This is a genomic window from Bradyrhizobium sp. HKCCYLRH3099 (assembly GCF_051167855.1).
In the GTDB taxonomy this organism is placed as follows: Bacteria; Pseudomonadota; Alphaproteobacteria; order Rhizobiales; family Xanthobacteraceae; genus Bradyrhizobium.
Window position 1 is genome coordinate 94735 of the sequence record NZ_JBNPTW010000023.1, and the last position, 26096, is coordinate 120830.

Consider the following 26096-nt stretch of genomic DNA (forward strand, 5'->3'; position numbering starts at 1 on the left):
GCCTCGCATCGCGAGGTGGGCAAGAGGGCTTTCGGGTTTCAAGCGTGTCCGGCGCCGCGTCGGTTGCGGCAGGTCGCGAACCTATACCGGCTCGATCCTGGTTAACAGGGGCCAGCCATTCAATTCCACGATGAAAGCGTCCCGCGATCAGGCCTTGACGGTGTTGCCGTCGCCCTCCGGCGCGGTGAGCGACGCGCGCGCATTCTCCTGCACCATGAACTGGGCCTTTGCCAGTTCCGAGAAATGACCGCCTCTGGCAACGAGTTCATCGAACGTTCCGCTTTCGATCACGCGTCCGTTCGCAAACACCAGGATCCTGGTGGCGTTGCGGATGGTGGAGAGCCGATGCGCGATCACGAAGGTCGTGCGTCCCTTCATCACCTCGTCGAGCGCCGCATTGAGCTTGGCCTCGGTCACGGCATCGAGCGCCGAGGTCGCCTCGTCGAGAATCAGGATCGGCGGGTCCTTCAGCAGCGCGCGGGCGATCGACAGCCGCTGGCGCTCGCCGCCCGACAGCATGCGGCCGCGCTCGCCGGCATTGGTGTCGAAGCCCTGCTCGGCGCGGTCGATGAACTCCAGCGCCTGGGCGCGGGCTGCGGCTGTGCGCAGCTCCTCGTCGGTCGCATCGGGCTTGCCGACCAGCAGGTTCTCGCGGATCGAGCGGTTGAACAGCAGCGCCTCCTGGAACACGACGCCGATGTTCCGTCTGAGCGATGCGAGCTTCAATCCGCGCACGTCCATGCCGTCGATCTTGATGAAGCCGGATTGCGGATCGAAGGCGCGATGCAGCAGCGCGATCGCGGTCGACTTGCCGGCGCCGGTGGGGCCGACCAGCGCGATGGTCTGGCCTGGCAGCGCGGTGAAGCTGAGATCCTCCACCGCCGGCCGCTTGCCGTCATAGGAGAACGACACGTCGTTGAATTCGACGAGGCCGGACAGCCGGCTGACCTCGATCGCATCCGGGCGGTCGCGCACCGCGGGCACGGCGTCGAGCACGGTGAAGAATTCGGCGAGCCGCGGCGCCTCCATGAACACGTTGTTGATGAAGGACACGACCTGCTCGAGCTTCTGGATCAGCATGGTCGCGAACGACACGAACATCACGATCTCGCCGACCGAGGTCAGCCCGGCCTGGTGCAGGGCGATGCCGAGTGTGAAGATCGCGAGCACGGTGATCGTGGTGGAGGCACGCGTGATCACCGTCACCAGCGCCCACCAGCCGAGCACAGGCATCTGCACCGAGAGCAACTGGCCCGCCACGCTGCGCAGGCCCTGCACCTCGGCATCGATGCGCACGAAGCTCTGCACCAGCGCGACATTGCCGAGCGCGTCGGAGGCCCGCGCCGAGAGATCGCTGTAATGCTCCTCGACCTCGCTCTGCATGCCGTAGGTCTTGCGCACCACGAGCGTGGTCAGCACCGTGAACACCACGCAGAGCACGAACAGCAGGATCGCGAGCCGCCAGTTGAGATACAGCGACAGCGGCAGCAGCACGAGCACCGACATGATCGCGGCGAAGTGCTCGCGGAAGAACGACAGCCACAGCTTCCACAGCGCGTCGGTGCCGTTGATCATCACCTTCATCAGCCGTCCCGAATGCGTGCCGGAGTGGAACGTCAGCGGCAGCTGCAGGATGTGCTCGAAATAGCTGGTCAGCACCGCGTGGCGCTGGCGATGCGCGAGGCGGTCGGCCTGCAGGGCGACCCATGCGCTGGCGAGGATCGTGAACAGGCCAAACGCCGCCCAGGCCGCGAGCAGCGGCCAGGCCGTGGCGGTCGAGGCGTTTCCGGACAATGAATCAACGATGCGCCCGAACAGCACCGGCTCGGCGAACTGCGCCACCGCCAGCGCCAGGTTGGCCACGGCGACGATCCAGCCCAGCCGCGCCTCCTTTCCGAGCAATTGGAGCACGCGGAGATAGATGCGGAGCAGGGACATGGCAGGGCGCTTCGTGAGCAGAGGTGGAATCACCGCCAGCCGGCGGTTCACCCGATGTTAGCAAGGGATCGGCAATCGCGGCGAGCGCTCAATTGACGAGGCGGCTGTCGGCCGGCGGCAGAAAGCCGTTGTCGAAGATATCGGCCGGAGCCGGGCGCTTGTGGGTGAATTTGCGATCCTCGGCGATCTGGTCGAGCGCGCGCTCGAACCGGGCGGGATCGATGCCTCCGAGGCCGTCGCGGCGGACGTCCGAGGTCAGCACATTGTCGGCGAGCACGGCCTGCAGCCGCTCCAGTTCCAGCTCGCGCGATGGATCGTCCATCTTGCTCGCCACCTCGGTGATGGCCGCCGCCGGGTCCTTGATCGCGAGCAGCACGCCTGAGGTCAGCGCCCGCAGAAAGCCTTTCACGGCTCCCGGCTGCTTGGCGGCAAAGCCGGGACTGACGATCACCGCGTGGCCATAGGCCTCGCAGCCATAGTCGGCGAAGCGCAGCACGGCGAGATCGGCGGCCGGCACGCCGCGGTCGCGCAGATTGATGGCGGAGAGGTAGGAGAAGCCACTGACGGCGTCGACCTGTCCGGCGGACAGGATCGGCTCGCGCACCGCCGCGCCGACGCGCGACAGCTTGATCGTCTCCGCCTTGAGATGATTGTGCTTCACCACCGCCGGCCACAGCCGGATCGAGAGATCGCCCTCGGCGACGCCGACCGTCTTGCCCTCGATGTCGGCGAGCGCGTTGATGCCGCGACTCTTGCGCGCGATGATCGCATAGGGCGCCTTGTTGAACAGCACGAACACGGCCTTGATCGGCTGGCTGTTGGTGCCGTCGCGATAGCGGATCAGCTCGTTGATGTCGGCCAGCGCCATGTCGGCCTCGCCGGCCGCCACGCGGGCGATCGCCTCGGTCGAGCCCTTGGCCGTGGTCATCGTGACGGTGACGCCCTCGGCGCCGAACAGGCCGCGGCTGCCGGCGAGCACGAACGGCGCCAGGCTGCCATCGAGCGCGCGGTCCAGCGCGAACATCACCGCGACCGGGCGCTTCGGCTCCTCAGCCCTCGCGCGTCCTGAGGACAGCCATCCAGGCGCGACAGCCGCGAGCAGCGCCAGAGCAAGCAGGGTGATGGGTCGTCGCATACGCATCAGGTCACGCGCATCAGGTCACGCCGGTATTGACGAGGCCGCATGGTCTCGGCGCCGGTATTCTAATCAGTTCAGCGGCCGCGACGGCGATCTCGATGTGTCAATTTCGTGACAACGCCGCTCGGGGCCGGCGGTGCCTGATCATGTCCGATGGAATCTGAACGGTCCATGAGCAAGGCCTGCGGCGATTTGCGGCTTCGACTCGCGGTTTCGCCGGGGGAACTGTCACCCCAGTTGAGGAGTTGATTTGGCGAGTTTTGATCACACGGAGGATCCACATGATCGCACAGCGCGGAAGTTTTTCACGCTTTGGCCGTGCTACCGTCCTGGCGACGGTGGCCGCGGTGACGTTGACGACTGTTGAGCCGACCCTCGCCTTCGCCGGCTCCGCGCCGGCTGACAAGGGCACTGTCGCCAAGACGGCCAATGACGGCGGCCTGACCGACGTCAGCGCGCGCCGGCGCCACTATCGCGGCAATGGCGGTGCGGCGGCTGCCGCGGCCTTCGCCGGCATCGTCGGCACGGGTCTCGCCATCGCCGCGGCGCAGAACCGTCGCGCCTACTACGAGGACCACTATTACTACGGTCGTCCGGCCCATTACGGCTACGGCCCCGGCTATAACTATTATGGCGGCGGCGGTCCGTATTACGGCGGTGGCTACTACAATCGCTGGTGATCAACGATCACCCCTCAGAAAATCCGCCGGCCTCGCGCCGGCGGATTTTTTCATGTCTGCCGCACTCGTTAACACCACCGCCATTGATTTTAACTATTGTGGCCGAATGACTGATTCGATCGAGCGGCTCTATCGCGCAGTTCTCGCGGCGAGGGATCTGGATCCCGCGCGCTCGCGCACGGCCAAGCTGATGCAGCAGGGCACCGGCAAGATGGCCAAGAAGCTCGCCGAGGAGGCGATCGAGGTCGCCATCGATGCCGTCGGCGGCGATACGCAGGCGGTGGTGCGCGAAAGCGCCGACCTGATCTACAATCTCGCCGTGCTGTGGGCCGAGCTGGGCATCCAGCCGGAGGACGTCTGGCGCGAGATGGAGCGGCGCGAGCTGATGCTCGGCATCGCGGAGAAACTGCCGAAATCGCCGGTGAAGGTCGCCAAGGCGGCGTCTGCGCGTGTTCCGGGGCGACCGATCGTCGCGGCCGACAACCGGATCATCCGCAAGCGGCATTAGCGTCGCCGAATGGGCACATCGCCCAAAGACAAACGCATGGACAAATGCGGCCCGGTTTGCTTCATCCCCGGCCATGCTCAAACGGATCTACGATTGGTGTATCGACGCCGCCCACAAGCCGCATGCTCTCTGGATCATGGCGGCGATCGCCTTCGCTGAAAGCTCGTTCTTTCCGGTGCCGCCGGATGTGATGCTGATTCCGATGTCGCTGGCGAAGCCGCAACGCGCCTGGCTGTTCGCCGGCGTCTGCACCGCGGCCTCGGTCGCCGGCGGCGTGGTCGGCTATGCCATCGGCGCGCTGCTCTACGACTCGCTCGGCCAATGGCTGATCCATCTCTATGGTCTCGGCGACAAGGTCGACGCCTTCCGCGCCTCCTACGCTGAATGGGGCGCCATCATCATCCTCCTCAAGGGGCTGACGCCGATCCCGTACAAGCTCGTCACGATCACGTCGGGCTTTGCCGGCTACAACCTGTTCCTGTTCGTCATCTGCTCGATCGTAGCCCGTGGCGGCCGCTTCTTCATCGCCGCGATCCTGCTCAATCGCTACGGCGAATGGATCAGGGTGCACATCGAGAAGCATCTCGGCCTGTGGGTGGCGATCGGCGCGGCCGTGCTGGTGGCGGGCTTCGTCATCGCCGTGAAGCTCATCTGATGCGGACGCGGCGCGCCGGGCTGATCGCAGGTTCGGCCTTGATCGCAGCGATGCTGTTCACGGCCGCGGCATGGGCGCAATCGGCCCCTGGCGCTGGCCTGCGCGAGGCACCGCCGCCGCAGCCACCTGCCGCCACGCCGCCTCCGCCGCCCTCCAATCCCGGTCTGGTGGAAGAACTCGGCAAGCTGTTCGACAAGATGTCGATCATCCCGCTGAAGCGCCCCGAGCCCGCCGAGCCGCCTGCGACGGACGATGGCGCGCAGGCCGCGCCGTCGGAGCCGCCGCAGCCGCCACGGCAGGCCGTCCAGCCGCCCGCGCCCAAAGGCGGCGACAACCAGGGCGGCGTCCTGAAGGAGACCGGCGACACGCTCTCGCGGCTCGCCAAACCGTCCACGATGGTGTCCGGCCGCATCGTCTGCCCGATCGCCACCAACGGCACGCCGGACTGCAAGCTCGGCGCCGACAAATTGTGCCAAGGCAAGGGCTACAAGGAAGGCAAGAGCCTCAACACCGATTCCGCCGAGACCTGCTCGGCAAAGGTGCTGATCCCCGGTCGCCAGCGCAAGCCGGACGACTGCCGCACCGATACCTTCGTAACCTCGGCGCTCTGCCAGTAGACCGTCGCGTTCTGGCCAGCGCCTCAACGCAAGACCCTCCACGGGCTTTTCCGGTCCCTCTGCGAGCGAATTGCCATCACGGCATGATGTCGGGCATGCTCGGGATCACGAGCGACCGCATTTCACCAAGAGGAATTCCTGTCCATGTCCATGCCCGCCTTGTTCAAGGGACGCCTGTCGATCCCGGTGATCGGCTCGCCGCTGTTCATCATCTCCGTGCCCGACCTGGTGATCGCGCAATGCAAGGCCGGCATCGTCGGCTCGTTTCCCGCGCTGAACGCGCGCCCGGCCGCGCTGCTCGACGAATGGCTGGCGCGCATCACCGAGGAACTCGCCGCCTACGACCGCGCGCATCCCGAGCGTCCATCGGCGCCGTTCGCGGTCAACCAGATCGTGCACCGCTCCAACAACCGGCTCGAGCAGGATCTGGCGCTGTGCGAGAAGTACAAGGTGCCGATGATGATCACCTCGCTCGGCGCACGCGAGGAGCTGAACCAGGCGGCGCATGCCTGGGGCGGCATCGTCTTCCACGACGTCATCAATCAGTTCTTCGCCCACAAGGCGATCGAGAAGGGCGCTGACGGCCTGATCCTGGTCGCAGCCGGCGCCGGCGGCCATGCCGGCACGATCTCGCCGTTCGCCTTCGTTGCGGAGACGCGCAGCTGGTTCGACGGTCCGATCGCGCTGTCGGGCGCCATCGCCAACGGCCGCGCGATCCGCGCCGCCCGCATCCTCGGCGCCGACTTCGCCTATATCGGCTCGGCCTTCATCGCCACCAAGGAGGCCAATGCGGTCGAGAACTACAAGGACATGATCACCAAGTCCGGTGCCGACGACATCGTCTATTCGAACCTGTTCACCGGCGTGCATGGCAACTACCTGAAGCCGTCGATCGTCGCCGCCGGCCTCGATCCGGACAATCTGCCGACCTCCGACCCCTCGAAGATGAGCTTCGGCACCGATGCCTCCGGCGAGCGAGCCAAGCCGAAGGCGTGGAAGGAGATCTGGGGCTCCGGCCAGGGCATCGGCGCCATCAAGGAGGTGCTGCCCGCCGCCGAGCTGATCGCCCGCTTCAAGAAGGAATACGACGAGGCCATTGATCCGCCGCTGTGAGCTTGCGGCCTGCGGCCGTGCTCCCATCTCGGTGTCATTCCGGGGCGACGCGCGCCAGCGCGATGAGCCCGGAATCCATCGGGCTGCATGATCTGCCGTGAGATGGATTCCGGGCTCGTGCTGCGCACGCCCCGGAATGACGGAGCAGAGAGCTTCCGCTGCGATTGGAGCAGCCGCGAGCTGCGGGCCGTCGGAATGCTACATGCGCGGCTGCGATGAGCCGCCGCATCACGTCAAACGCAAAAGCGCGGCAGCCGGGGCTGCCGCGTTTCTGTCTCGGGGTCCCGCTGGGATCGACGGGGCTATTCGAGCTCGATCGCCTGGAACTTGCCGCGCTCGTCGAGCGCGGTGCCCCAGATCTTGTGCGAGGCCTGGTGTTCGGCGCGGCCGAAGCCGAGCTTGGCGCCGAGGCCGAGATCGATGCTCTGCATGTTCTCCAGCGTGTCGATCAGCGCCTCGGTGTCGAGCTGCGGACCGACCTTGCGCAGCGCCTGGATCAGGACGTTGGCGGCGACATAGCCCTCGAACGAGACGTAGGACGGCGCCTCGCCCGGGAAGTACTTCTCCAGCGCGCCCTTGTATTCGAGGACCGCGCTGGAATAGCCGCCGACCGCCGGCACCACCTGGGTGACGATCACGCCCGAGGCATAGCGCGGGCCGAGCAGCATCAGCTCATCCGACAGCTCGGTCGAGCCGACGAAGGAGACGTTGGTGTAGATCATGCTCGGGTAGAGGTCGCGGGTCTTCTCGATGAACTTCGCGGCCGCCCGGTAGGTCGCCACCATGACGATCGCCTTGGGTGGGGTCTTCATCGCGCGGAGCTGGTTGACCGCCTCGTCGACGTCGACCGTGTTGCGCTTGTAGTTGAAGCGCGTGATCGCGGTGTCGGCCAGGCCGAGCGAGCGGAACGCCTTCGCCACGCCGGAGAAGCCGGCATCGCCATAGGCATCCTGCTGCGCGAACACGGCGATGTCACGCGGCTGCAGGCGGCGCAGCTTCACGAGATAGCGCACGACCGTGTCGGTCTCTTCCGCATAGCTGGCGCGATAGTTGAATACGTAGCGATCCGGCGGATCGTTGCGCAGGATGTTGGCCCCGGTGAACGCCCCGTAGAACAGGGTCCGGCGCTGCAGGGCGTAGGGCATGGCGACGGCCGACGTCGGCGTGCCGACATTGCCGATGAAGCCGAACACCTTGTCCTTTTCGTAGAGCTGCTTCATCGCATCGAGCGTGCGCGACGGCTCGTAACCGTCGTCGGCGGAATAGAGCCGCAGCGATCGGCCGGCGACGCCGCCGGAATCATTGGCGCGGTTGAAGGCGGCCTCGATGCCCATCTTCATCTGCCGTCCGAGCTCTTTCGACGCCCCGGAGAACGGAGCGGCGATGCCGAAGCGGATCTCGTTGGCGTTGACGCCCTGGACATTGCTGGCGGCGGGCGGCGGCAGGGTGGCTGTTGGCGCGGTGGCTGCGACGGCCGCGGACGGCGCGATCACCCCGGCAAGGCTGGTGGCCGTCTGGCTCGGCGCGCTCTGCCCCAATGAGCGCTCGAGTTCGGCCAATTGGCGTCCAGCCGTGTTGCAGTCGGTCTGCGCTGCGCCCACGCGGTTGCGCCCGTCCGCGACATAGCCGTTGAAGACGCGCGTGAGTTCGTCGCGATCCGAGCCGCCCGTGGATGCCTCCCGGATCACCTCGCGAAACTTGTCGACAATGGCCTGAACGCGGCCCTGGTCGATCGCCTGACACGCGGACGCTGCTCCCACGATCGGACCGACCCGGCTCGCGAGATTACGTACGACATCCGCATTGGTGCCCGCCGCGCTGGCGGGAGTTGCGAGCAATGCCGCAACCAGAAACACGCTAGAACGAAAGCTCATTGCCACTATCCCACTATCGACCCCAATCCAGGTCTTCCGCCTGGTGAATTGACGCTCTGTCCGCGACGGATAAGCCATAAGACCGTCACCATGCACAGACCAGCCTTTCCTAAGAGCATGACCATTTCGGTAACCCGGCACGGCTTTCTCGGATCATGCTTTAGAACCTGCTAACGGAGCGAATCCACCACCTCTTCCCCTTCGAAGCTAATTCTACTCAAGTTCGATCGCCTGGTACGTGCCGGTTTCATCGAGGGCAGTGCCCCAGATCTTGTGCGAAGCCTGATGCTCGGCGCGTCCAAACGCGAGCGTCGTGCCGAGGCCGAGATCGAGGCTGCGCATCGATTCGAGCGTGTCGACCAGACGCTCGGTGTCGAGCGGATTGGTCTGCTTCAGCGCCTGAATCAGGATGGTCGCCGCGATGTAGCCCTCCAGAGACGTGTAGTCCGGCGCTTCGCCGGGCGCGTATTTGGCAAGCGCATTCTTGTAGTCGAGCACGAGGCTCGAATAGCCCGAAACCGCCGGCACGCCCTGCGTCACGATGACGCCGTTGGTGAAGCGCGGCCCGAGCAGCTTCAATTCGGTCGCAAGCGACGTCGATCCGACGGCGGAGACGTTGGCGTAGATCAGGCCCGGTATCGCATCGCGTGTCTTCTCGATGAACTTCGCGGCGGCGCGGTCCGTCGCCACCATGATGATGGCCTTCAGCGCGGGCTTGTGCGCCTTGATCTTGTTGATCGCATCGTCGACCTCCATCGTGGCGCGCGGAAAGGTGAAGCGCGCCACGGCGTCGCTGATGTTCAGCTGGCGATAGGCCTTCGCCACGCCGGCGAAGGCATCGTCGCCATAGGCGTCATCCTGCTGGAAGACGCCGATCTGCTTGGGCGGAATGCGCTTCAGCTTGATGAGGTAGTTGACGATCGCGGCCGCCTCCTCGGAATAGCTGGCGCGATAGTTGAACACATAGCGGTCCGGCGGGTCACGGCGGACCACGGCGGCGCCCGAGTTCGGCGCGAAGAACAACGCGCGCCGCTCGAGCGCATAGGGAATGGCGACCTGGGCGTTGGCGGTGCCGATGTTGCCGATGAAGCCGAACACCTGCTCCTTGTCGTAGAGCTGCGTCATCGCCGCGAGGGTGCGGTTTGGGTCGTATCCATCATCCGCCGCGACCAGCCGCAGGGTGCGGCCGTTGATGCCGCCGGAATCATTGGCGCGGGCGAACGCGGCCTCGATCCCCTGCCGCATCTGGCGGCCCGTCTCCTTGCGGATGCCGGTGAAAGGCAACACCATGCCGAAGCGGATCTCGCGGTCGGTGATGCCACGAACGGGCCCGGTGCTGACGGCCCCGATCGTCGCGTCCGCCTTGGCGGGCGGGGTAGCTGCGGCCGGCTGGCCGAGCGAGCGCTCGAGGTCGGTCAGCTGACGTTCGGCGGCCACGCAGGTGGCCTGCGAGGTGCCCGTGCGACTACGGCCCTCGGCGATGTAGCCGTTGAAGGTGCGCGTCAGCAGGTCGCGTTCGGTATCGTTCGTCGTGGCCTGGCGGATCGCTTCGCGAAATTTGTCGACGATGGTCTGAACGCGGCCCTGCGCGATGTCGGGGCAGGCCGAGGCTTGTCCCACGACCGGCCCGACACGGCCCGCAAGCTCCCGGACGACGTCGGGAGCCGCCGCCAGAGCGGGGCCGAAGGGAGCGGCGAGCAGGCCCCCCAGGATCAACGCGGACCAACGAATGGCCATCGAACTATCCACCTTCTCAGTTGCTTCCAACCCTCATTGTTCTGCTATTCGCGGCATTTCGAATTAATGTGGGGTTTCTCTGTCGTCGATTTGTCGTCGTCGTCGTCCGGACCGTGCTGCCTCCAGCGGTATCCTATTCAAGTTCGACAGGTTGGTAGGTCCCGCTTTCGTTGAGTGCGGTGCCCCAGATCTTGTGCGAGGCCTGATGTTCGGCGCGGCCGAAGCCGAGTTGCGCACCGAGGCCGAGATCGATGTTGCGCATGTTCTCCAGCGTCTCGACCAGCTGCTCGGTGTCGAAGCTCGGGCCGGCGCGCTTCAATCCCTCGATCAGGATGTTCGCGGAAATGTAGCCTTCGAGCGATGTGTAGTCCGGCGGCTCGCCCGGGAAGTACTTGGCGAGGGCGCTCTTGTAGTCCAGCACCAGGCTGGAATAGCCGGAGACGCCCGGCACCGCCTGGGTGACGATCACGCCGTCGGCGTAGCGCGGTCCGAGCAGCAGCAGCTCGCTGGCGAGTGCCGAGCCGCCGACCGCGGAGATGTTGGCGAAGATCGCGCCCGGAAACACGCCATGGGCCTTTTCGATGAACTTGGCGGCCGCGCGGGTGGTCGCCAGCATCACCACGGCCTTGACCGGCGTCTTCAGCAGCTTCAACTGATTGATCGCGTCGTCGACCTCGACGGTGTTGCGCGGATAGTTGACCCGCACGATCGAATTGTCGCTGGCGCCGAGCGCGCGGAACGCCTTGGCGACGCCGGCAAAGCCCGCATCGCCGAACGCGTCGTTCTGCGCGAACACGACGATCTGCCTGGGCTGCAGCCGGCGCATCTTGACGAGATAGCGCACCAGCGCGTCGGTTTCCTCGGCATAGCTCGGCCGGTAGTTGAAGACGTAGCGATCCGGCGGGTCGTGGCGCACCACGTTGGCGCCGGTATAGGGCGCGAAGAACAGCGCGCGGCGCTCGAGCGCGTAGGGGATCGCGACCGCCGCGGTGGCGGAGCCGAGATTGCCAATATAGCCGAACACCTGCTCATTGTCGTAGAGCTGCTTCATCGCATCGAGCGTGCGCGCCGGATCGTAGCCGTCGTCGGCGGTGACCAGCTTCAGCACGCGGCCGTTGACGCCGCCGGCCTCGTTGACGCGGTTGAAGGCGGCCTCGATGCCGACCTTCAGCAGCCGCCCGGTCTCCTTCACCGGCCCGGCATAGGGGATCACCATGCCGAGCTTGATCTCGCTTTGCGTCACGCCGCGGACGTTGCCGGCGGGCGGCAGCATTTGGGCCGGCGTCGTCGCAGCCTGCGCCATGGCCGGCCCGAAGCTCACGATCGGCCTGTTCGTGGGCGGCGCCGCGATCGACTGTTCGAGATCGGCGAGCAGGCGCTCGGCGCCGGGGCAATCCATCCGGCCCGACGTGACGAGGCTGCGGCCCTCCGCCACGTAGTTGTCGAGCAGGCGCGTCAATTCGTCCCGATCGGCCTCGCTGCTTGCGGCCTCGCGAATGACGAGCTGGAACTTCTCAAGGATGGCCTGGATGCGCGGACGCGCAATGTCGCGGCAGGCCAGCGCGGCGCCGATGATCGGACCGACGCGGCCGCCGAGCTGGCGCGCCACGCTCACGTTTTCGCCGGGCGCAGCAACGGCTCCGCTCGGCGCGGCTCCGCTCGCGATCAGCGTCGCGAGCAGGGCGGCTGCGATACGGGCGTGAGCCTGCGTTCGGCGTGCTGCCGCTTTCTGCGGTAGGACGTCGGTCATCGTCGCCTGTAAGGTGTTGGAAACGGATCAGTCGTAGAGGGTTAGCGAACCCGCTCCATCTGACCCGTCTTCTGGTTCCACTGCATGAACTGCTGCAGCATCGGCTTTTCGGACGTATCGGCCTCTGCCGCCGGCGCCGGAGCGTCCGCGAGCAGCGACTTGAACTGCGTCAGGGCAGGGGCCGGCGGCTCGACCCGCTCGGGCAGCGCGCTGGTCTGGTCGGCCTTGACGTCCTGCACGTCGGCGGCGACCGGCGGCAGCGACTTCATCGACTGCACGGCGGCGACGAAGGACGAGCTCGCATCGGGCTGGCGCCACACCGGGACGATGTTGACGAAGAACAGCGCGACCACGGCGGCGACGCCGGTGGCGGCGGCGAAACGGCCGGCGATCTTGAACACGACCGAGCGGCGGTCGCGCTCACGCTCGAGATCCGGCGGCTCGCGCATGACCTGCGGATTCAGTGACTGGCGGAGGGATTCGAACACGGCGGTCTCCAGGCGAGCATCGAGTGGACCCTGCTGTCCCGGAGCGGGACGCTCGGCCGCCTCCGCTGCCTTGGCGGTGTCACCGACGAGAGATAGACGTGCTGCTTCCGGGCGTTCCCGCAGCCACCGCGGCGCATAGTGCAGCGGGTCTTGCGGGTTCATCGGATTCTGTTCACTCAACGAACTCATACGCTACTCCTCTGACGCTCGATTCCGGTAAACTGATGCGCTTCTGCCACGGTCGTGAGAGCAGTTTTCGAGCCGGGTGCGAGAGCGCGTCTGCCACGTCAGTTCAGCCGGAATCCTTTGCAGAATCGGGCGCTTCGCGTCGATCAGCGATCGCACGCCAAAGGCCTTGTCCTGCCTGGCGCCAGAGTACGGTGAACGTACCGTTAGCGCCTCCCTCGATCCCATGCCCCGCCCCCTGACGAGTGTCAATTGATCGGAACCGCCTAAAGCCATCGGCTCCGAATTATATGTACGTTAAAGTTATCATCATGATGTGATCGAAATGAGGCATGACAGGTCTTGACGCAGATGTTCGGAATTTGCGTCTCAATCGCGCCAAGATTCGGCCTCGATTCGATCATCATCGAAGCATGTCAGGCGTGCGTCTGTCGATTTTCGAGCGACTTAGCCGCGATTTAACCATCCGTTAACCATCTGGCGCCGACAGTTAACCAATCACTAAGAAGGGTTGGGTCGGATGGTCATGAGTGCCAGCGCTGAAGCGGTACGTCCTCTTATTCGTCTGCGCGGGCGCTCCTACGTCGCCTTCGTGTTCTCGCCGGTGGTGCCGATCGCCGACTGGCTCAACGAGCTCGACGCGACCCTGAAGGGCTCGCCCGGCTTCTTCGTCGGCAAGCCGATCGTGCTCGATCTCTCCGCGGTGGACCTGAGCCCGCTCGCGATCACGCATCTCGTCAAGAGCATCGAGGCGCGCAACATCCGCGTGCTCGGCCTCGAAGGCGTCGAGCCGGGCCGGCTGTCGCCCGGCATGCCGCCGCTCTTGTCCGGCGGCCGCCATTGCGCCGTGCAGGAGATCGAGCCGGAGAAGCCGGCGTTGCAGCCGCCGACCTCGCTGCTGCTCGATCAGCCCGTGCGCTCCGGCCAGTCGATCGTGTTTCCCGACGGCGACGTCACCGTGCTCGGCGCGGTGTCGTCGGGCGCCGAGATCGTCGCCGGCGGCTCCATCCACATCTACGGCGCGCTGCGCGGCCGCGCGATGGCGGGCATCAACGGCAACGGCGCGGCGCGCATCTATTGCCAGAAGATCGAGGCCGAGCTGGTCGCGATCGACGGCTACTACCAGACCGCCGAACAGATCGACGATGCATTGCGCGGCCGGGCCGCCCAGGCGCGGCTCGAAGGTCATTCCATGAAGATCGTTGCATTGAACTGAGTAGCAGGAGGATTCGAACAATGGCGAAAGTACTTGTTGTGACGTCGGGCAAGGGTGGCGTCGGCAAGACCACCACCACGGCGGCGATGGGCGCGGCGCTGGCGCAGGCCGGCGAGAAGGTCGTGGTGGTCGATTTCGACGTCGGCCTGCGCAACCTCGATCTCGTGCTCGGCGCCGAGCGCCGCGTCGTGTTCGATCTCATCAACGTCGTGCATGGCGTCGCCAAGCTGCCGCAGGCGCTGATCCGCGACAAGCGCCTGGAGAATCTCTGGCTGCTGCCGGCCTCGCAGACCAAGGACAAGGACGCGCTGACCGAGGACGGCGTCGGCCGTGTCATCCACGAGCTGCGCAAGAGCTTCGACTGGGTGATCTGCGACAGTCCCGCCGGCATCGAGCGCGGCGCCATGCTCGCGATGCGCTATGCCGACGAGGCGCTGATCGTCACCAATCCGGAGGTGTCGTCGGTGCGCGATTCCGACCGCATCATCGGCATGCTCGATTCCAAGACCGTGCGCGCCGAGAATGGCGAGCGCGTCGAGAAGCACATCCTCATCACCCGCTACGATGCCGGCCGCGCCGCGCGCGGCGAGATGCTGTCGATCGAGGACGTGCTGGAAATCCTGGCGACGCCGCTGCTCGGCATCGTGCCGGAAAGCCAGGACGTGCTGCGCGCCTCCAATGTCGGCTGCCCGGTGACGCTCAACAGCCCGGCCAGTGCGCCGGCGCGCGCCTATCACGACGCGATGCGCCGCCTGCTCGGCGAGCAGGTCGAGATGCAGATCCCGACCGAGCGCAAGGGCCTGATGAACCTGCTGCTCGGACGGAGGGCTGCATGAGCGTATTGCGGCTCTTTACCGGACGTGCAGCCTCGGCGCCGGTCGCGCGCGAGCGGCTGCAGATCCTGCTCGCGCATGAGCGCAGCCTGCGCGGCCAGCCCGATCTGCTGATGCAGCTGCGCGAGGAAATCCTCGCCGTGGTTTCGCGCCATGTGCTACTCGATCCGGACAAGGTCATCGTCCGCATGGACCGGGGGAAACATGTCTCGACGCTCGAGGTCGACATCGAACTGCCGAACGGCGCCGATCGCGCCTTTGCCAGCGCCGGCTGAGACGTGGCGAGGCGTGCGCTGATGCGGCCGATCTTCCGCGTCGCGGACAACAGCGTCACCGTCAGCCCCGATGCCGCCGGACCCTGGGATCCGACCATGCAGCATGGGTCCGCGCCCTCGGCGCTGGCCGTCTGGGCGGCCGAACGCATCCCGACCAAGTCGCCGATGCGCATCGCCCGCGTCACCATCGATCTGATGCGCCCGGTGCCGCTCGCAGAACTGACGGTCGAGACGGAAGTGCTGCGCGAGGGCCGCAAGATCCAGCTCTGCGCGGTGCGCCTGCGCGCCGGCGATACGGTGGTGGTCACGGCGACGGTGCTGAAGATCAGGCAGGATGCGGTGCCGCTGCCGGAGGATGTCCGCGAGCTGCCGGTCGATCTCGTCGGCCCTGATGACGCCCAGCCCGAGCCCGCCGATTTCTCCACCAGCCCCTTCGTCCGCGGCATGACCTTGCGCGCCGCGCGCGGCCGCTTCGGCGTGCGCGGTCCCGGCGCGATCTGGTATCGCGTCGACTGGCCGCTGGTCGAGGGACACGCCGTGTCGCAAGCGATGCGCGCGGTGGTCGCCAGCGATTTCTGCAACGGCACCTCGGCCGCGCTCGACTTCCACAGCTACACGTTCCTCAATGCCGACCTCACCGTCAACATGGCCCGCGAGCCGGTCGGCGACTGGATTTTGCTGGACGCCGAGAGCTGGATCGGCCCGGACGGCGCGGGGCTGGCAATGGCGCGGCTGGGGGATGTGAGGGGGTATTTCGGGCGCGTGGTGCAGAGCCTGGTGATCGAGAAGCGCTGAGCTTGATGCGGAGATGTGGTCCTGCTCGCGTCTCATCAAGAGCGAGGGTGCGACGCTCCTGATCAGGTGGCGGTGCGCTCCCCTCCCCCTTGCGGGGAGGGGTCGGGGGTGGGGGTCTCCGGGCGCTGATCTTCGTGAGTTCCTCGATACCTTAGAGCCATCAACGGCAACGATCTCCGCGTGGATACTTCTCTCCGAGCTTCACAACTAACAGCAGGACTCGGGGACCCCCACCCCCAACCCCTCCCCGCAAGGGGGAGGGGAGCTCACCGCTGTCGCGGCGAGAGCGGGGCCACTTAGAATGATCTCTCCGTTACGCCGCCCGCACCGTGCTCAGGAACCGTCCCACCTCCAGCTTCAGCTTGTTGCTGTCCTGTGACAGCGACTGCGCCGCTGACAGCACCTGCGTGGAGGCCGAGCCGGTCTCGCTGGCGCCGTGCTGGACGTCGGTGATGTTGGACGACACCTCGTGCGTGCCTTGCGCGGCCTGCTGGATGTTGCGCGAGATCTCCTGCGTGGCGGCGCCCTGTTCCTCGACCGCCGCGGCGATGGTCGATGAGATTTCGGCGAGCTTCTCGATCGTGCCGCTGATCTCCCTGATGGCGCCGACCGACTCTTGCGTCGCCGCCTGAATGCCGGCGATCTGCTGGCCGATCTCGCCCGTCGCCTTCGCCGTCTGCTCGGCGAGCGCCTTGACCTCGGTTGCGACCACCGCGAAGCCGCGGCCGGCATCGCCGGCGCGCGCCGCTTCGATCGTGGCGTTCAGCGCCAGCAGGTTGGTCTGGCCGGCGATGGTGTTGATCAGTTCGACCACATCGCCGATGCGCGCCGCCGCCTTCGACAGCTCGCTGACGCGGTCATTGGTCTTGCGCGCCTGATCCACCGCCTCGTTGGCGATCCGCGCGGAGTCCTGCACCTGCCGGCTGATCTCGGTCACCGACGAGCTCAACTCTTCCGTCGCCGACGCCACCGACTGCACATTGGCGGTCGCCTGCTCGGAGGCCGCGGCCACCGTGGTGGTGCGCTGCTGCGTCCGCTCGGCGGTCGATGTCAAGGTCGTGGCGGAGGCTTCGAGCTCGGTCGACGCCGAGGAGACCGTGTTGATGATCTCGCCGACGGCGCCCTCGAAGCGGTTGGCCAGCTCGTTCATGTCGCGCTTGCGCTGCGCTGCCGCGTGCTTCTCGGCCTCGGCCTGCTCGGCGCGCAGCTTCTCGGTCTCGATCGCGTTGGTCTTGAACACCTGCACGGCGCCGGCCATGTTGCCGATCTCGTCCTTGCGGCCCACGCCGGGGATGTCGGCCCGCATGTCGCCGCCGGCGAGACGGCGCATCGCCTCGGTCATCGCGGTGATCGGCCGCGCCACGCCGGCCACGATCAGATAGCCCATGGTGATGCAGAGCAGCGCGGCCAGCGCGATCACGCCGAAGATCCAGATCCGCGAGGACGTATAGACGGCTGCGCCCCTGTCGGCTTCCTTCTTGCCTTGCTCGACATTGAACGCGAGGTCCTGCTCCAGCGCCTTGCGCACGCCGGCGAAAGTGTCCCGCATGCGGCCGAGGAACAGCGCCCTGGCGGCCTCGATCTGGTTCTTGCCAATCAACTCCTGCAACTGCTTGCCATCGGTGAGATAGGCATCCCACGAGCTCTTGAAGGCCGCGACGATGGCCTTCTCTTCCGGCGTCGTCACCGTCGGCTCGTAGAGACGCCAGTTCTTCTCGAAGTACTGATGGGCGTCCGTCATGTACTTCTCGTATTGGCTTCGTTCCGCCGCCGTGGTCACCATCAGCATCTGGCCCTCGCGGCTGCGATATTGTTCCGTCGCCTTCGCCATGGCGCCGATCCATCCGGTGGCCGGCAGCCAGTTGTCGCGCACTTCCGCCGCCGAGCCGTTCACGCTCGACAGGCGATCGATCGAGAAGCCGCCGAGCCCCATCGCAGTGAGCAGCACCACGCCGAACGCCATGAGAACCTTGTTGCGAATGGACAGGTTGGAAAAGAACGACATGAGCAACTCCAAATCGGGTCGGTCCGGGAGGATCGATGGGGGGATAGGCCCGGGCAGAGCAGCGCGCGGCTCGTCTGCGGATGGTGGCTCGTCGTTGAGTCGCCGTATGGGGCTTGCGGTGATTAGCGCGCGAACAATTAAACTTTGCCCTAAAGTTGTGCAGAGTATGCTGGCCGTAGAACTACGGTTCAACGAGTGCAGGGAGGGGCAAGGATGATGAGAAAGCCGGGTGCGGCCGCGGAACCTCACGAGGCGTCGGCCTCGCAACTGATCGACGCAAGGATCAAGGAACTCGGCGACTGGCGCGGCGCGATGCTGGCGCGCGTCCGCGGCCTGATCAAACAGGCCGATCCCGACGTGGTCGAAGAATGGAAATGGCGCGGCGTTCCCGTGTGGTCGCATGCCGGCATCATCTGCACGGGCGAGAGCTACAAGGCCTATCTCAAGCTGACCTTCGCCAAGGGCGCCTCGCTGCCCGACCCAAAGGGCTTGTTCAACGCCAGCCTCGACGGCAACGCCCGCCGCGCCATCGACATTCACGAAGGCGACGAGATCGACGAGACCGCGTTCAAGGAACTGATCCGCGCCGCGGTGAAGCTGAATGCGACCAAGGGGAAGCGGTAGGCTCCGCGGAGGCATGAGCGTTCAGCTCCCTATGATGCAGCATGGTGTCGAGCGCGCTCTTCTGACTGGTAAGGTGCTCGCACGGCACCCGACCGCGTCCTGATCAATCCATTCATGTCAGATCAATCGATGTCGGACCACGCGACGATCGTTTCGCGGGCCGGCGATACGCCAAAGCGAGCCCGCTTGTATCGAGCACGCGCGCGGTCGGCTTTCAGGCGATCACCGATGGCAATCTTCAGCGCCTCATGTCGTTTCCGGTCGTCAGGCAGGGCAGGATGGGTGTGATGCGGGACCTCGCCTCGCTTGAACGCCGCGTCCCAGCGCAGCCAGATGTCCCAATCTTCGACGATGAGAGCAAAGAGCTGCGGGTCGACCGACGAGACGAAATACGTGTCGCCATAGTCCTCCGTGCTATGGTCGAATTCCGCCTCGTAAATGTGCGGAACGCCGTCGACGTCCGCCAAGCCGAGACGCGGACCGTCGTAGTAGTCGTTGACAGTATAGACGCGATCCCAGGCCATCGGTCCCCTTCGCTCACGGTCGAGTGCCCACGCTCAGTTGCGTAGGAACGAGAAGCAGGATAATGAACGCTCACTCAACTTCAACGCAGGAGGCGACGATGTCCAGACTCACGCGCTTCCCGGGCTCGCTGCGCGATCATTGACGCAGGCGCCGGGATGATTGTCCCGGCTACGATTTGACGATTTCACACTTCATCAAAAAGCCCGCGGCCGTCCTGGCCTGCGTTTGAACAGTCGTGTCATGACATCTCATCTATTGCTTGCTCCCCGCCGGGAGCTGGTGCGTTCGTCGCTGTGCGAACGCCGGCTGCGGCGTTATTCGTCTCGCTTTCAATCCCGCGTCCGCGCCTGCGCGATGCGGCACCCGCATCTCGCCGATCTTGCGGTGAGCTTTCCGGCGCTGCTGTTCGCGCTGGCGGTGCCGCGCCGGACGATCGATCCGCAGCCGGCGATCGCCAGCGTCATCGCCGGACGCTCACTCACCATCGCCGCTGCCCTGGCGGCGCTGCCGGTGTGGCTGCGCAAGCTGCCGCCGGAGGCGTTCATCCGTCCGATCGACCCGCTGCCGAACGGCGAACTGTTCCGGCGGCAGATCGGCAATCACTTGCCGCGATCGCCGAAGCTGATGCCGATCTGGCTGCAGCTCGTGGCCGAGATGGCCGCGCTCGCGCATGAGCCGGCCGCGGTGTGGATCGCGCGCGAACTGGTCCGCGTGCCGAAGATGGTGAGGCGGGAGCGCGCGCATCTGCTGGCGCTGTGGATCTGGTTCTCCGGACAGCCTGGCTGCTTCGCTCACGGACTGATCGAGCGGCCGTGGACGCCGGACATCAGGCTCGACGCCGCGCTGACGGCCGCCTTCGATTGGCGCAGGCAGGTCGCGCTGCATCTCAACCTCGGTCAACGGCCGGTCAGCGACATGTGGCTCGATCCTGGCCGCATCGGCGACTACGAGTTCCGGCCGCTCTCGGATGTTTCCGATCTGATCGGGGAGGCGGTCGCCATGCGCAATTGTGTCCGCACCTATGGCGGCGACATTGCTCATGGTCGGGCGCGGCTGTGGAGCGTGCGCCGCCGGGGTGAACGTGTGGCGACGCTCGAGGTCGGCCGTCATTGGCGCGATCCTTTGTTGAACATCTTTCAGCTCACGGGGCCCGGCAATGCGGCCGTGTCTCGTGAGCTGTGGTGGGCGGCGCGACGCTGGCTGCACCTGCACGATCTCGCGCTGATCGACCCACCCATGATCAAACGGGGTGAGGCCCCGTTCGACCTCGCCACCTGGCGCGCGCTGTGGAGACCGTATTGGGTCGCCAAGCGGCGGATTCCGGATTGGCTGCCGCTCGCTCCGTCGCGTGATGCGTTCGGGGCCTTGTGAGCTTGCGGACGGCCCTCCGATGCGCTCGCGCGCATCGTAGCTCGTCCGGGACGACAGCGGCGGGTGAGGCGCGACCCCTGTCAAACAACTCAGTACCGTAGGGTGGGCAAAGGTGCGCCCAGCTACTTGCTTGCGACGCCGAGCTATCGCGCGCCGTGCCCACCATCGTCACCACCGATGCGGATGCGCGGTGGGCACGCGACCGCCCTGCGGGCGGCTGCTTTGCCCACCCCACGGCCTGCCATGTCTTGATTTGCCCGACGACCACATTTGGGCTCGAGCTCATCGCTGTTGAAGAACGATCAGGACAACGACAGGCCGTGCGCCGACACGTCGAATTCCCCAATTGGTTCAAGCTGATTTGGTCTGTCCAGATGCCGCGCGATAAATATTCGTCTTTGCATTTTCCGAAGTTCATGTTTTTCTCTCCGCATCCCGCCTCATCCACGAGGGGCGCTTCGCGAACGTCACGACGCGTTGGGGTGGGAGGCGGTGGCCGCGATGAGGCGCAGCGTGCTGTGAGCATGCCGACGTACGTCTCGTCGCGGACGGTGAAGTCGCAGGGTCCTGGCCTCCCGACGCTGAGGTCTGCGCAACGCTTGAAACGCGTTGTCGCTACGGTGGCAAACAAGCCCGGTCGCCGGGGAGACTGCGTATAATCCGTCAACCCATCGCGCAGGGAGGGCCGGGTCTGTCCGGCCGAACCTGTGGTTCTGCCGCGTGCTTTGTTTGCTGCACGCGGACCGCAGGCCTCGGTCGAGGCCTGGCCTTCCCTGCACCCTCCGTTCCGATGGAGGGGACGACTGCAGCAAGACTCGGACGCAGATGCGCCGCGAGGCTGCGATGCCGTGTTCGCAACTCGCCCGGCGCACTCCGCTGTCGTCCCGGCGAACGCCGGGACCCATAACCACAGGCCGACGCATGAGGCACGCTTGTCGATCCAGCTTCGCTCACCACATCCTGCTGTGGTTATGGATCCCGGGTCGCGCTGCGCTTGCCCGGGACGACAGGGGAGTGCGGCGCTGGCAGGTGGGGCTGATCAGACATCCGCGCCATCCCGCCGTCGTGACTCGGTTGTTCGTAAGACCCCCGTCATTGCGAGCGAAGCGAAGCAATCCAGGGCCATGCGTGCCGCCCCTGGATTGCTTCGCTTCGCTCGCAATGACGAAGGAATATAGCCGCGTCGCCGCGCCGCTACCCCACCATACGCCCGCGGCCTTCCCAATACCGCGCGCGCAGCACCTTCTTGTCGATCTTTCCCACCCCCGTGACCGGCAGCTCCTTGACGAACTCGATCCGCTTGGGCGCATGCGCCGAGCCCTTGCGCGCCTTGACCAGCTCGATCAGCGCATTTGCGTCAGGCTGCGCGCCCGCCCGCGGCACCACGATCGCGGTGACGGCCTCGCCCCATTTGTCGTCGGGCACGCCGACCACCGCGCACATTGCGACATCGCTGTGCTGAGTCAGCACGTCCTCGATCTCGCGCGGGAAGATGTTGAAGCCGCCGGAGACGATCATGTCCTTCTTGCGGTCGAGGATGTACATGTAGCCGCGCTCGTCGCGGCGGGCGATGTCGCCGGTGTGCAGCCAGCCGTTCTTCAAGGTCTCGGCGGTGATGTCGGGCCGCTTCCAATATTCCGTCATGACATGCGGCGCGCGCACGCAGATCTCGCCGGCCTCGCCCTGCGGCACTTCCTGGTCGTTGTCGTCGAGGATCTTGACCTCGCAGGCCGCGATCGGGAAGCCGCACGACAGGAACAGCTCGGGCTGCTTCGGATCGTGGTCGGCCTTGCGCAGCACCGAGACCGGATAGCATTCGGTCTGGCCGTAGAGCTGCGAGAACACCGGGCCGATGCGCTCGATGCCTTCGACGAGGCGCGTCGGCGACATCGCCGAGGCGCCGTAGAGCACGAGCTCGAGCGAGGAGAGATCGGTTTTCGCCAGCGCCGGATGATCGAGCAGCACGTAGATCATGGTCGGCACGAACAGGGTGAAGTTGATGCGCTCGCGTTCGATCGTCTGCAGCACGGCTTCGGGATCGAACCCCTTGAGCATGTGCACGGTGCCGCCGCGCATCAGGGTCGGCAGCACCTTGGTGCCGGCGACATGGCTGATCGGCGCCACCGTCAGATAGCGCGCGCGCTCGGGGATCTCGAAGTCGGCCAGGATCGCGGGGGCGAAGCCGCCATATTCGCGGTGGTGACGCAGCGCGCCTTTCGATTTGCCGGTCGTGCCGCCGGTGTAGTTCAAGGTCGCGACATCGTCCGGCGTGGCGAAATTGCGCGCCGTGGCATGGCCGGCCTGATCGAGGGCGGCCAGCAGGTCCGATCCATATCCGGCCGGTCCGAGCGTGAAGACGTACCGGACTCCATCGGCGCGTGCGGCCAGTTCGCCGCCGCGGTCGCGGAACGCCGCCGCATCGATCACCAGCACCTGCGATTCGGAATCCGCGAGCTGGAACAGTTGATCCTCCAGCGATCCCAGCGGGTGCAGCCAGGTGATCGCGAGCCGCGACAATTGCGCGGCCATGCCGGCGCACCAGGTGTCGGCGCGGTTCGCGGTGAGGAACGCGACACATGTTCCCGGCCGCAAGCCGAGCCGCATGAACACGCCCTGCATCCGCCCGATCAGGTCGATCGCGCCTTGATAGGACAACGATCCGTCCGGCCAGCTGAAGGCGGTGCGCGTCGGATGCCGCGACAGCGTCAGCAAGGTCTGCTCGCAGACGACCGGAAACGAATGAAGCTGATGGCTCATGGAACGTCCTCCCGAATGCCGCGATCGTTGTTGCGTCGCATGGCTTGTGACGAAAGCTATCAGAATGCGGGTCGCGCTCAAGCGCGTCACGATGCCGTCCGGAACATCGTCGCGCGCGCCGCGTTGCCCGCCCGAACAATCAGGGAGTACGGCCGTGCGCAGCTCGACAGCTTTCTTTGCAGGCGCGGGAACGGTTGCGATCGCCGTCGCAGTCGGTCTCGGTGGCGGGCTCGTCATCGCCGAGAAGATGAATCCAAAGACGCCTGTGCTCGAAGCCCGCGCCGAGCGTCCGGCGCCGGAAGCCTCACCGAGCCCGACCGCGTCGTCCTACCTCGCAGCCACTCAGGCGGCTGCGATCACGCCGGTCAAGGTTGCGCCGGCCGCCGCCGAACCGGCTCCGGTCACGCCGGTGTCGACCGAGCCCGCGGCGCAGCCGTCGGCCTCCCCGGTTACGGCGGCCGCGGCTCAAGCCGCGCCCGGTGCGCAAGACACATCGCAGAGCAGCGGCCCGGAGAAAGTTGCGGACAAGTCGCCGGATGCGGATCAGAAATCGCGCGAGGCCGACCGAAAGCGTACGGCCGAGCAGCGTCGCGCCGAGCGGCACCGGCAATATGTCGAACGCCGCCGTCTGCGTCGCGAGCAGGATCTGCGCGCGGTCGAGCAGGCCGTGCGCGACGATTCCACGCCGCGGACTTATGCGGCGCAGCCGGTCGGCATGGACGGGCCGCGCTTCAGCTTCTTCGGCGACGATTGATCGCGCGACGCCGCCTCGCTATCCCTTGGTCAAACACGGACCAGGGAGGAGACGCGGTGCAGCAGACGAGATGGGCCAGCCTGCGCGCGCGGCTGCGATTGCCGCTGATCGCGGCGCCGATGTTTCTGGTCTCGGGCGTCGAGCTGGTGAGCGCGGCCTGCCTGAACGGCGTCATCGGCGCGTTCCCCACCGTCAACTGCCGCACGTCAGACGAACTCGACGCGTGGCTGCGCGAGATTCGCGCTCGGCTTGCGCGCGCGGGCGAGGTCGGCGGCGCCGCGGCCGCGCCGCCGTGCCCCAACCTGATCGTGCACCGGTCGAATGCGCGGCTGGCGGACGATCTCGCGGTGCTGCTGCGGCACAAACCCGAGTTCGTCATCACCTCCGTCGGCTCGCCGGCGCCGGTCATCGCGCCGCTGCATGATGCCGGCGCGCTTGTGTTCGCCGACGTCGCCTCGATCCGTCATGCCCAGCGCGCGGTCCAGGCCGGCGCCGATGGACTCGTGCTGCTGACGGCGGGGGCGGGCGGCCAGACCGGCTGGCTCAATCCGTTCGCCTTCGTGCGCGCGGTCCGCAGCTTCTTCGACGGCCCGTTAGTGCTCGCCGGCGGCATCAGCGACGGCGTCGCGCTGCGTGCGGCGCAAGTGCTCGGCTGCGAGCTCGCCTACATGGGCACCAAGTTCATCGCGACGCAGGAGAGCATGGCCGATCCGCGCTACAAGGCGATGCTGGTCGAGAGCTCCGCCGATGACGTGCTGCTGACCTCGGCCTTCACCGGCCTGCCGACCAGCATGCTCAGGCCCTCGATCGTCGCCGCCGGGCTCGATCCCGACGATCTGCCGGCGCGCGGAGCGATCGAGATCGGCAAGGACATCGACATCGGCGCGCGCGAGCGGCGGCCGACGCGCTGGCGCGACATCTGGAGCGCCGGCCATGCGACGTCGGGCGTCACCGACATTCCCGCCGTGGCCGAGCTCGTCGCGCGCACGGCAGATGAATACCGTCATGCCGGCTTGCCGGGATAGGAACACCGTGTAGTTCAGTCAGCGAGGGCGGCAACTTAAGTCAGCATTAACCATCCCGTCTCACAATCCACCGAGTTGAATGAGGTGGAAATGCGCAATGGGACTGGCGTGGGTGGATAAGAAGGAGCGGGCGACGCTCGACGAGATCCGGATCCGGGTCGGACACGCCCTGCAGCGGCATCCGCTCTGCCGAAACGTTCAGTTCGACATCATGAGTGTTGCGCGCACCGCCCGTGGCGGGAACTGGACCATCAGCCTGCATTCGGTGGAACCCGAAGCGCTGTGGGAAGCCTCCGACATCGTCGCCGACATCCAGGCGGCCTATGACCTGGAACTGCCCGCCGAGCTGTCTTCGGCGGCCTGAGAAAAAAAATATCCGCCATGTTCACAGGGCGGAATGGTGGCCCGGGTGTTTCTGTGGCATCGTAAAGCCTTAATTAACTCCCACTTTACGGCAAAGTGCGGCCTGTCGGCCGGGATACGGAGATGTGCGTGACGAAGTCGATCGCTTTTGTCGCTTTGCTGGGCGTGCTGATCGCCGGCGCCGCCGTGACGAGCGTCCTGATGCGGGACAGCGTGCCTTCGGCCGGTGCGATGATGCCGGCCGTGGTGGCCAAGAGCCCGACCTCCAACCGTGAAGCCAAGGGCGATCGCCTCGCGATGGTCACACTTGCGGCCCCCGAGGAGAAGCAGCAGGCGGCCGCCTCGAGGGCGTCGCTGCGCCAGGCCTATGCCTATGCGCCGGCCGAGCCGGAGATGCCGAAGGCGCCGGCGGCTGCCGCCGTCACCGCCGAGCCGATCGTGCCGAAGTCCAAGATCCTCGCCAAGAGCGAGCCGGCGCCGGCGCCGCTGAAGCCGGAGGTGCAGAAGGCCTATTCGCTGCTGTCGGACACGCAGATCGCCGGCATCAAGGAACGGCTGCGACTGTCCTCGAGCCAGGAATATTATTGGCCGGCGGTGGAGACCGCTTTGCGGGCGGTCGCCAGGAAGATTCACACTGCGCGGCAGGGCGCCGCCAAGCCGGGCGCGGTGGCGATCGATCCGGATTCGGACGAGGTGCAGCAGCTCAAGTCCGCGGCGATGCCGTTGCTGTGGCAGCTGCGCGAGGACCAGAAGGACGAAGTCCGCCGGCTCGCCCGCACCATCGGCCTCGACAAGGTGGCCTCCGCGATCTAAGGCCGGCGTGACGTCACGCGTCCAGCGTTGCCACATGAAACAAATGAAAAAGGCCG

General features: G+C 66.3%; 24 protein-coding genes. 15 read left to right on the plus strand and 9 right to left on the minus strand.

Translation table 11 applies throughout. From position 1 onward, the window contains the following. Window positions 1-147 precede the first annotated feature (147 nt). Both ACQR1Y_RS31120 and ACQR1Y_RS31125 read right to left on the minus strand, forming a co-directional pair. The gene (locus ACQR1Y_RS31120) at window positions 148-1938 is read right to left on the minus strand and encodes a glucan ABC transporter ATP-binding protein/ permease (RefSeq protein WP_434859764.1); all 1791 of its coding nucleotides are present in this window, start codon (window positions 1936-1938) and stop codon (window positions 148-150) included. An 88-nt stretch (window positions 1939-2026) separates the two neighbouring features. After that, on the minus strand, window positions 2027-3079 hold the full coding sequence (locus tag ACQR1Y_RS31125) for an ABC transporter substrate-binding protein (RefSeq protein ID WP_434879432.1): 1053 nt from the start codon (window positions 3077-3079) through the stop codon (window positions 2027-2029). Window positions 3080-3357: 278 nt separating this feature from the next. On the opposite strand from ACQR1Y_RS31125, the gene ACQR1Y_RS31130 reads away from it, so the two are divergent. From ACQR1Y_RS31130 to ACQR1Y_RS31150, 5 genes are all read left to right on the plus strand, one after another. Beyond that, on the plus strand, window positions 3358-3756 hold the full coding sequence (locus ACQR1Y_RS31130) for a hypothetical protein (protein WP_434879431.1): 399 nt from the start codon (window positions 3358-3360) through the stop codon (window positions 3754-3756). Window positions 3757-3862: 106 nt separating this feature from the next. Next, complete coding sequence (gene hisE / locus ACQR1Y_RS31135; protein WP_434859767.1) at window positions 3863-4264, plus strand: phosphoribosyl-ATP diphosphatase; 402 nt, start codon at window positions 3863-3865, stop codon at window positions 4262-4264. A gap of 73 nt (window positions 4265-4337) precedes the next feature. Beyond that, window positions 4338-4919, plus strand: a complete 582-nt coding sequence (locus tag ACQR1Y_RS31140) for a YqaA family protein (protein ID WP_434859768.1) — start codon at window positions 4338-4340, stop codon at window positions 4917-4919. Then, window positions 4919-5536 carry a hypothetical protein gene (locus tag ACQR1Y_RS31145; protein WP_434859769.1) on the plus strand — a complete coding sequence of 206 codons (618 nt, stop codon included), beginning with the start codon at window positions 4919-4921 and terminating at the stop codon, window positions 5534-5536. The genes ACQR1Y_RS31140 and ACQR1Y_RS31145 overlap by 1 nt, the downstream gene beginning before the upstream one ends. 144 nt (window positions 5537-5680) lie before the next feature. Continuing rightward, window positions 5681-6649: an NAD(P)H-dependent flavin oxidoreductase gene (locus tag ACQR1Y_RS31150; RefSeq protein ID WP_434859770.1), complete on the plus strand. Its 969-nt coding sequence runs from the start codon at window positions 5681-5683 to the stop codon at window positions 6647-6649. A 302-nt stretch (window positions 6650-6951) separates the two neighbouring features. On the opposite strand, the gene ACQR1Y_RS31155 is transcribed toward ACQR1Y_RS31150, so the two are convergent. The 4 genes from ACQR1Y_RS31155 to ACQR1Y_RS31170 all read right to left on the minus strand — a co-directional run bounded on the left by ACQR1Y_RS31155 (window position 6952) and on the right by ACQR1Y_RS31170 (window position 12687). Continuing rightward, a complete protein-coding gene (locus tag ACQR1Y_RS31155; protein WP_434859771.1) occupies window positions 6952-8523 on the minus strand; it encodes an ABC transporter substrate-binding protein in 1572 nt (523 codons plus the stop codon). Window positions 8524-8736: 213 nt separating this feature from the next. After that, a complete protein-coding gene (locus tag ACQR1Y_RS31160) occupies window positions 8737-10260 on the minus strand; it encodes an ABC transporter substrate-binding protein (protein ID WP_434879430.1) in 1524 nt (507 codons plus the stop codon). Window positions 10261-10393: 133 nt separating this feature from the next. Next, window positions 10394-12010 carry an ABC transporter substrate-binding protein gene (locus tag ACQR1Y_RS31165; protein ID WP_434859773.1) on the minus strand — a complete coding sequence of 539 codons (1617 nt, stop codon included), beginning with the start codon at window positions 12008-12010 and terminating at the stop codon, window positions 10394-10396. 41 nt (window positions 12011-12051) lie between these two features. After that, window positions 12052-12687, minus strand: a complete 636-nt coding sequence (locus tag ACQR1Y_RS31170) for a hypothetical protein (protein WP_434859774.1) — start codon at window positions 12685-12687, stop codon at window positions 12052-12054. A gap of 523 nt (window positions 12688-13210) precedes the next feature. Between ACQR1Y_RS31170 and minC the strand changes: the two genes are divergently transcribed. The 4 genes from minC to ACQR1Y_RS31190 are packed head-to-tail and all read left to right on the plus strand — an operon-like array spanning window position 13211 to window position 15803. After that, window positions 13211-13900, plus strand: a complete 690-nt coding sequence (minC, locus tag ACQR1Y_RS31175; protein ID WP_434879429.1) for a septum site-determining protein MinC — start codon at window positions 13211-13213, stop codon at window positions 13898-13900. Window positions 13901-13920: 20 nt separating this feature from the next. Then, window positions 13921-14736: a septum site-determining protein MinD gene (minD, locus tag ACQR1Y_RS31180; protein ID WP_315722251.1), complete on the plus strand. Its 816-nt coding sequence runs from the start codon at window positions 13921-13923 to the stop codon at window positions 14734-14736. Then, window positions 14733-15008, plus strand: a complete 276-nt coding sequence (gene minE, locus ACQR1Y_RS31185; RefSeq protein ID WP_009029981.1) for a cell division topological specificity factor MinE — start codon at window positions 14733-14735, stop codon at window positions 15006-15008. The genes minD and minE overlap by 4 nt, the downstream gene beginning before the upstream one ends. Before the next feature lie 21 nt (window positions 15009-15029). Further along, window positions 15030-15803, plus strand: a complete 774-nt coding sequence (locus tag ACQR1Y_RS31190; protein WP_434879428.1) for a thioesterase family protein — start codon at window positions 15030-15032, stop codon at window positions 15801-15803. Between the two features lie 313 nt (window positions 15804-16116). Here the strand turns inward: ACQR1Y_RS31190 and ACQR1Y_RS31195 are convergent, their stop codons facing one another. After that, window positions 16117-17808 carry a methyl-accepting chemotaxis protein gene (locus ACQR1Y_RS31195; protein ID WP_434879427.1) on the minus strand — a complete coding sequence of 564 codons (1692 nt, stop codon included), beginning with the start codon at window positions 17806-17808 and terminating at the stop codon, window positions 16117-16119. 213 nt (window positions 17809-18021) lie between these two features. Between ACQR1Y_RS31195 and ACQR1Y_RS31200 the strand changes: the two genes are divergently transcribed. Then, complete coding sequence (locus ACQR1Y_RS31200) at window positions 18022-18432, plus strand: DUF1801 domain-containing protein (RefSeq protein WP_434879426.1); 411 nt, start codon at window positions 18022-18024, stop codon at window positions 18430-18432. A gap of 122 nt (window positions 18433-18554) precedes the next feature. On the opposite strand, the gene ACQR1Y_RS31205 is transcribed toward ACQR1Y_RS31200, so the two are convergent. Beyond that, window positions 18555-18956 carry a hypothetical protein gene (locus ACQR1Y_RS31205; protein ID WP_434879425.1) on the minus strand — a complete coding sequence of 134 codons (402 nt, stop codon included), beginning with the start codon at window positions 18954-18956 and terminating at the stop codon, window positions 18555-18557. 241 nt (window positions 18957-19197) lie between these two features. On the opposite strand from ACQR1Y_RS31205, the gene ACQR1Y_RS31210 reads away from it, so the two are divergent. Next, window positions 19198-20328, plus strand: coding sequence for a hypothetical protein (locus tag ACQR1Y_RS31210; RefSeq protein ID WP_434879424.1), 1131 nt, complete (start codon window positions 19198-19200; stop codon window positions 20326-20328). Between the two features lie 1194 nt (window positions 20329-21522). Here ACQR1Y_RS31210 and ACQR1Y_RS31215 read toward each other — a convergent pair. Continuing rightward, entirely contained in the window at window positions 21523-23085 is a 1563-nt protein-coding gene (locus ACQR1Y_RS31215; protein WP_434879423.1) for an AMP-binding protein, read from the minus strand. Window positions 23086-23239: 154 nt separating this feature from the next. Between ACQR1Y_RS31215 and ACQR1Y_RS31220 the strand changes: the two genes are divergently transcribed. From ACQR1Y_RS31220 to ACQR1Y_RS31235, 4 genes are all read left to right on the plus strand, one after another. Continuing rightward, on the plus strand, window positions 23240-23839 hold the full coding sequence (locus tag ACQR1Y_RS31220) for a hypothetical protein (RefSeq protein ID WP_434879422.1): 600 nt from the start codon (window positions 23240-23242) through the stop codon (window positions 23837-23839). Between the two features lie 56 nt (window positions 23840-23895). Beyond that, a complete protein-coding gene (locus ACQR1Y_RS31225; protein ID WP_434879421.1) occupies window positions 23896-24864 on the plus strand; it encodes an NAD(P)H-dependent flavin oxidoreductase in 969 nt (322 codons plus the stop codon). Window positions 24865-24961: 97 nt separating this feature from the next. Beyond that, window positions 24962-25228 (plus strand): hypothetical protein, encoded by a 267-nt coding sequence (locus ACQR1Y_RS31230; protein ID WP_434879420.1) that lies wholly within the window; start codon window positions 24962-24964, stop codon window positions 25226-25228. A gap of 185 nt (window positions 25229-25413) precedes the next feature. Next, window positions 25414-26040 carry a hypothetical protein gene (locus ACQR1Y_RS31235; RefSeq protein ID WP_434879490.1) on the plus strand — a complete coding sequence of 209 codons (627 nt, stop codon included), beginning with the start codon at window positions 25414-25416 and terminating at the stop codon, window positions 26038-26040. Window positions 26041-26096 lie beyond the last annotated feature (56 nt).

Excerpts from the sequence above, each read along its gene's own strand:
- ACQR1Y_RS31120 (WP_434859764.1), bottom strand. The coding sequence starts at position 1,938 with ATGTCCCTGCTCCGCATCTATCTCCGCGTGCTCCAATTGCTCGGAAAG.
- ACQR1Y_RS31125 (WP_434879432.1), bottom strand. The coding sequence starts at position 3,079 with ATGCGTATGCGACGACCCATCACCCTGCTTGCTCTGGCGCTGCTCGCG.
- ACQR1Y_RS31130 (WP_434879431.1), top strand. The coding sequence starts at position 3,358 with ATGATCGCACAGCGCGGAAGTTTTTCACGCTTTGGCCGTGCTACCGTC.
- hisE (WP_434859767.1), top strand. The coding sequence starts at position 3,863 with ATGACTGATTCGATCGAGCGGCTCTATCGCGCAGTTCTCGCGGCGAGG.
- ACQR1Y_RS31140 (WP_434859768.1), top strand. The coding sequence starts at position 4,338 with ATGCTCAAACGGATCTACGATTGGTGTATCGACGCCGCCCACAAGCCG.
- ACQR1Y_RS31145 (WP_434859769.1), top strand. The coding sequence starts at position 4,919 with ATGCGGACGCGGCGCGCCGGGCTGATCGCAGGTTCGGCCTTGATCGCA.
- ACQR1Y_RS31150 (WP_434859770.1), top strand. The coding sequence starts at position 5,681 with ATGTCCATGCCCGCCTTGTTCAAGGGACGCCTGTCGATCCCGGTGATC.
- ACQR1Y_RS31155 (WP_434859771.1), bottom strand. The coding sequence starts at position 8,523 with ATGAGCTTTCGTTCTAGCGTGTTTCTGGTTGCGGCATTGCTCGCAACT.
- ACQR1Y_RS31160 (WP_434879430.1), bottom strand. The coding sequence starts at position 10,260 with ATGGCCATTCGTTGGTCCGCGTTGATCCTGGGGGGCCTGCTCGCCGCT.
- ACQR1Y_RS31165 (WP_434859773.1), bottom strand. The coding sequence starts at position 12,010 with ATGACCGACGTCCTACCGCAGAAAGCGGCAGCACGCCGAACGCAGGCT.
- ACQR1Y_RS31170 (WP_434859774.1), bottom strand. The coding sequence starts at position 12,687 with ATGAGTTCGTTGAGTGAACAGAATCCGATGAACCCGCAAGACCCGCTG.
- minC (WP_434879429.1), top strand. The coding sequence starts at position 13,211 with ATGAGTGCCAGCGCTGAAGCGGTACGTCCTCTTATTCGTCTGCGCGGG.
- minD (WP_315722251.1), top strand. The coding sequence starts at position 13,921 with ATGGCGAAAGTACTTGTTGTGACGTCGGGCAAGGGTGGCGTCGGCAAG.
- minE (WP_009029981.1), top strand. The coding sequence starts at position 14,733 with ATGAGCGTATTGCGGCTCTTTACCGGACGTGCAGCCTCGGCGCCGGTC.
- ACQR1Y_RS31190 (WP_434879428.1), top strand. The coding sequence starts at position 15,030 with ATGCGGCCGATCTTCCGCGTCGCGGACAACAGCGTCACCGTCAGCCCC.
- ACQR1Y_RS31195 (WP_434879427.1), bottom strand. The coding sequence starts at position 17,808 with ATGTCGTTCTTTTCCAACCTGTCCATTCGCAACAAGGTTCTCATGGCG.
- ACQR1Y_RS31200 (WP_434879426.1), top strand. The coding sequence starts at position 18,022 with ATGATGAGAAAGCCGGGTGCGGCCGCGGAACCTCACGAGGCGTCGGCC.
- ACQR1Y_RS31205 (WP_434879425.1), bottom strand. The coding sequence starts at position 18,956 with ATGGCCTGGGATCGCGTCTATACTGTCAACGACTACTACGACGGTCCG.
- ACQR1Y_RS31210 (WP_434879424.1), top strand. The coding sequence starts at position 19,198 with ATGACATCTCATCTATTGCTTGCTCCCCGCCGGGAGCTGGTGCGTTCG.
- ACQR1Y_RS31215 (WP_434879423.1), bottom strand. The coding sequence starts at position 23,085 with ATGAGCCATCAGCTTCATTCGTTTCCGGTCGTCTGCGAGCAGACCTTG.
- ACQR1Y_RS31230 (WP_434879420.1), top strand. The coding sequence starts at position 24,962 with ATGGGACTGGCGTGGGTGGATAAGAAGGAGCGGGCGACGCTCGACGAG.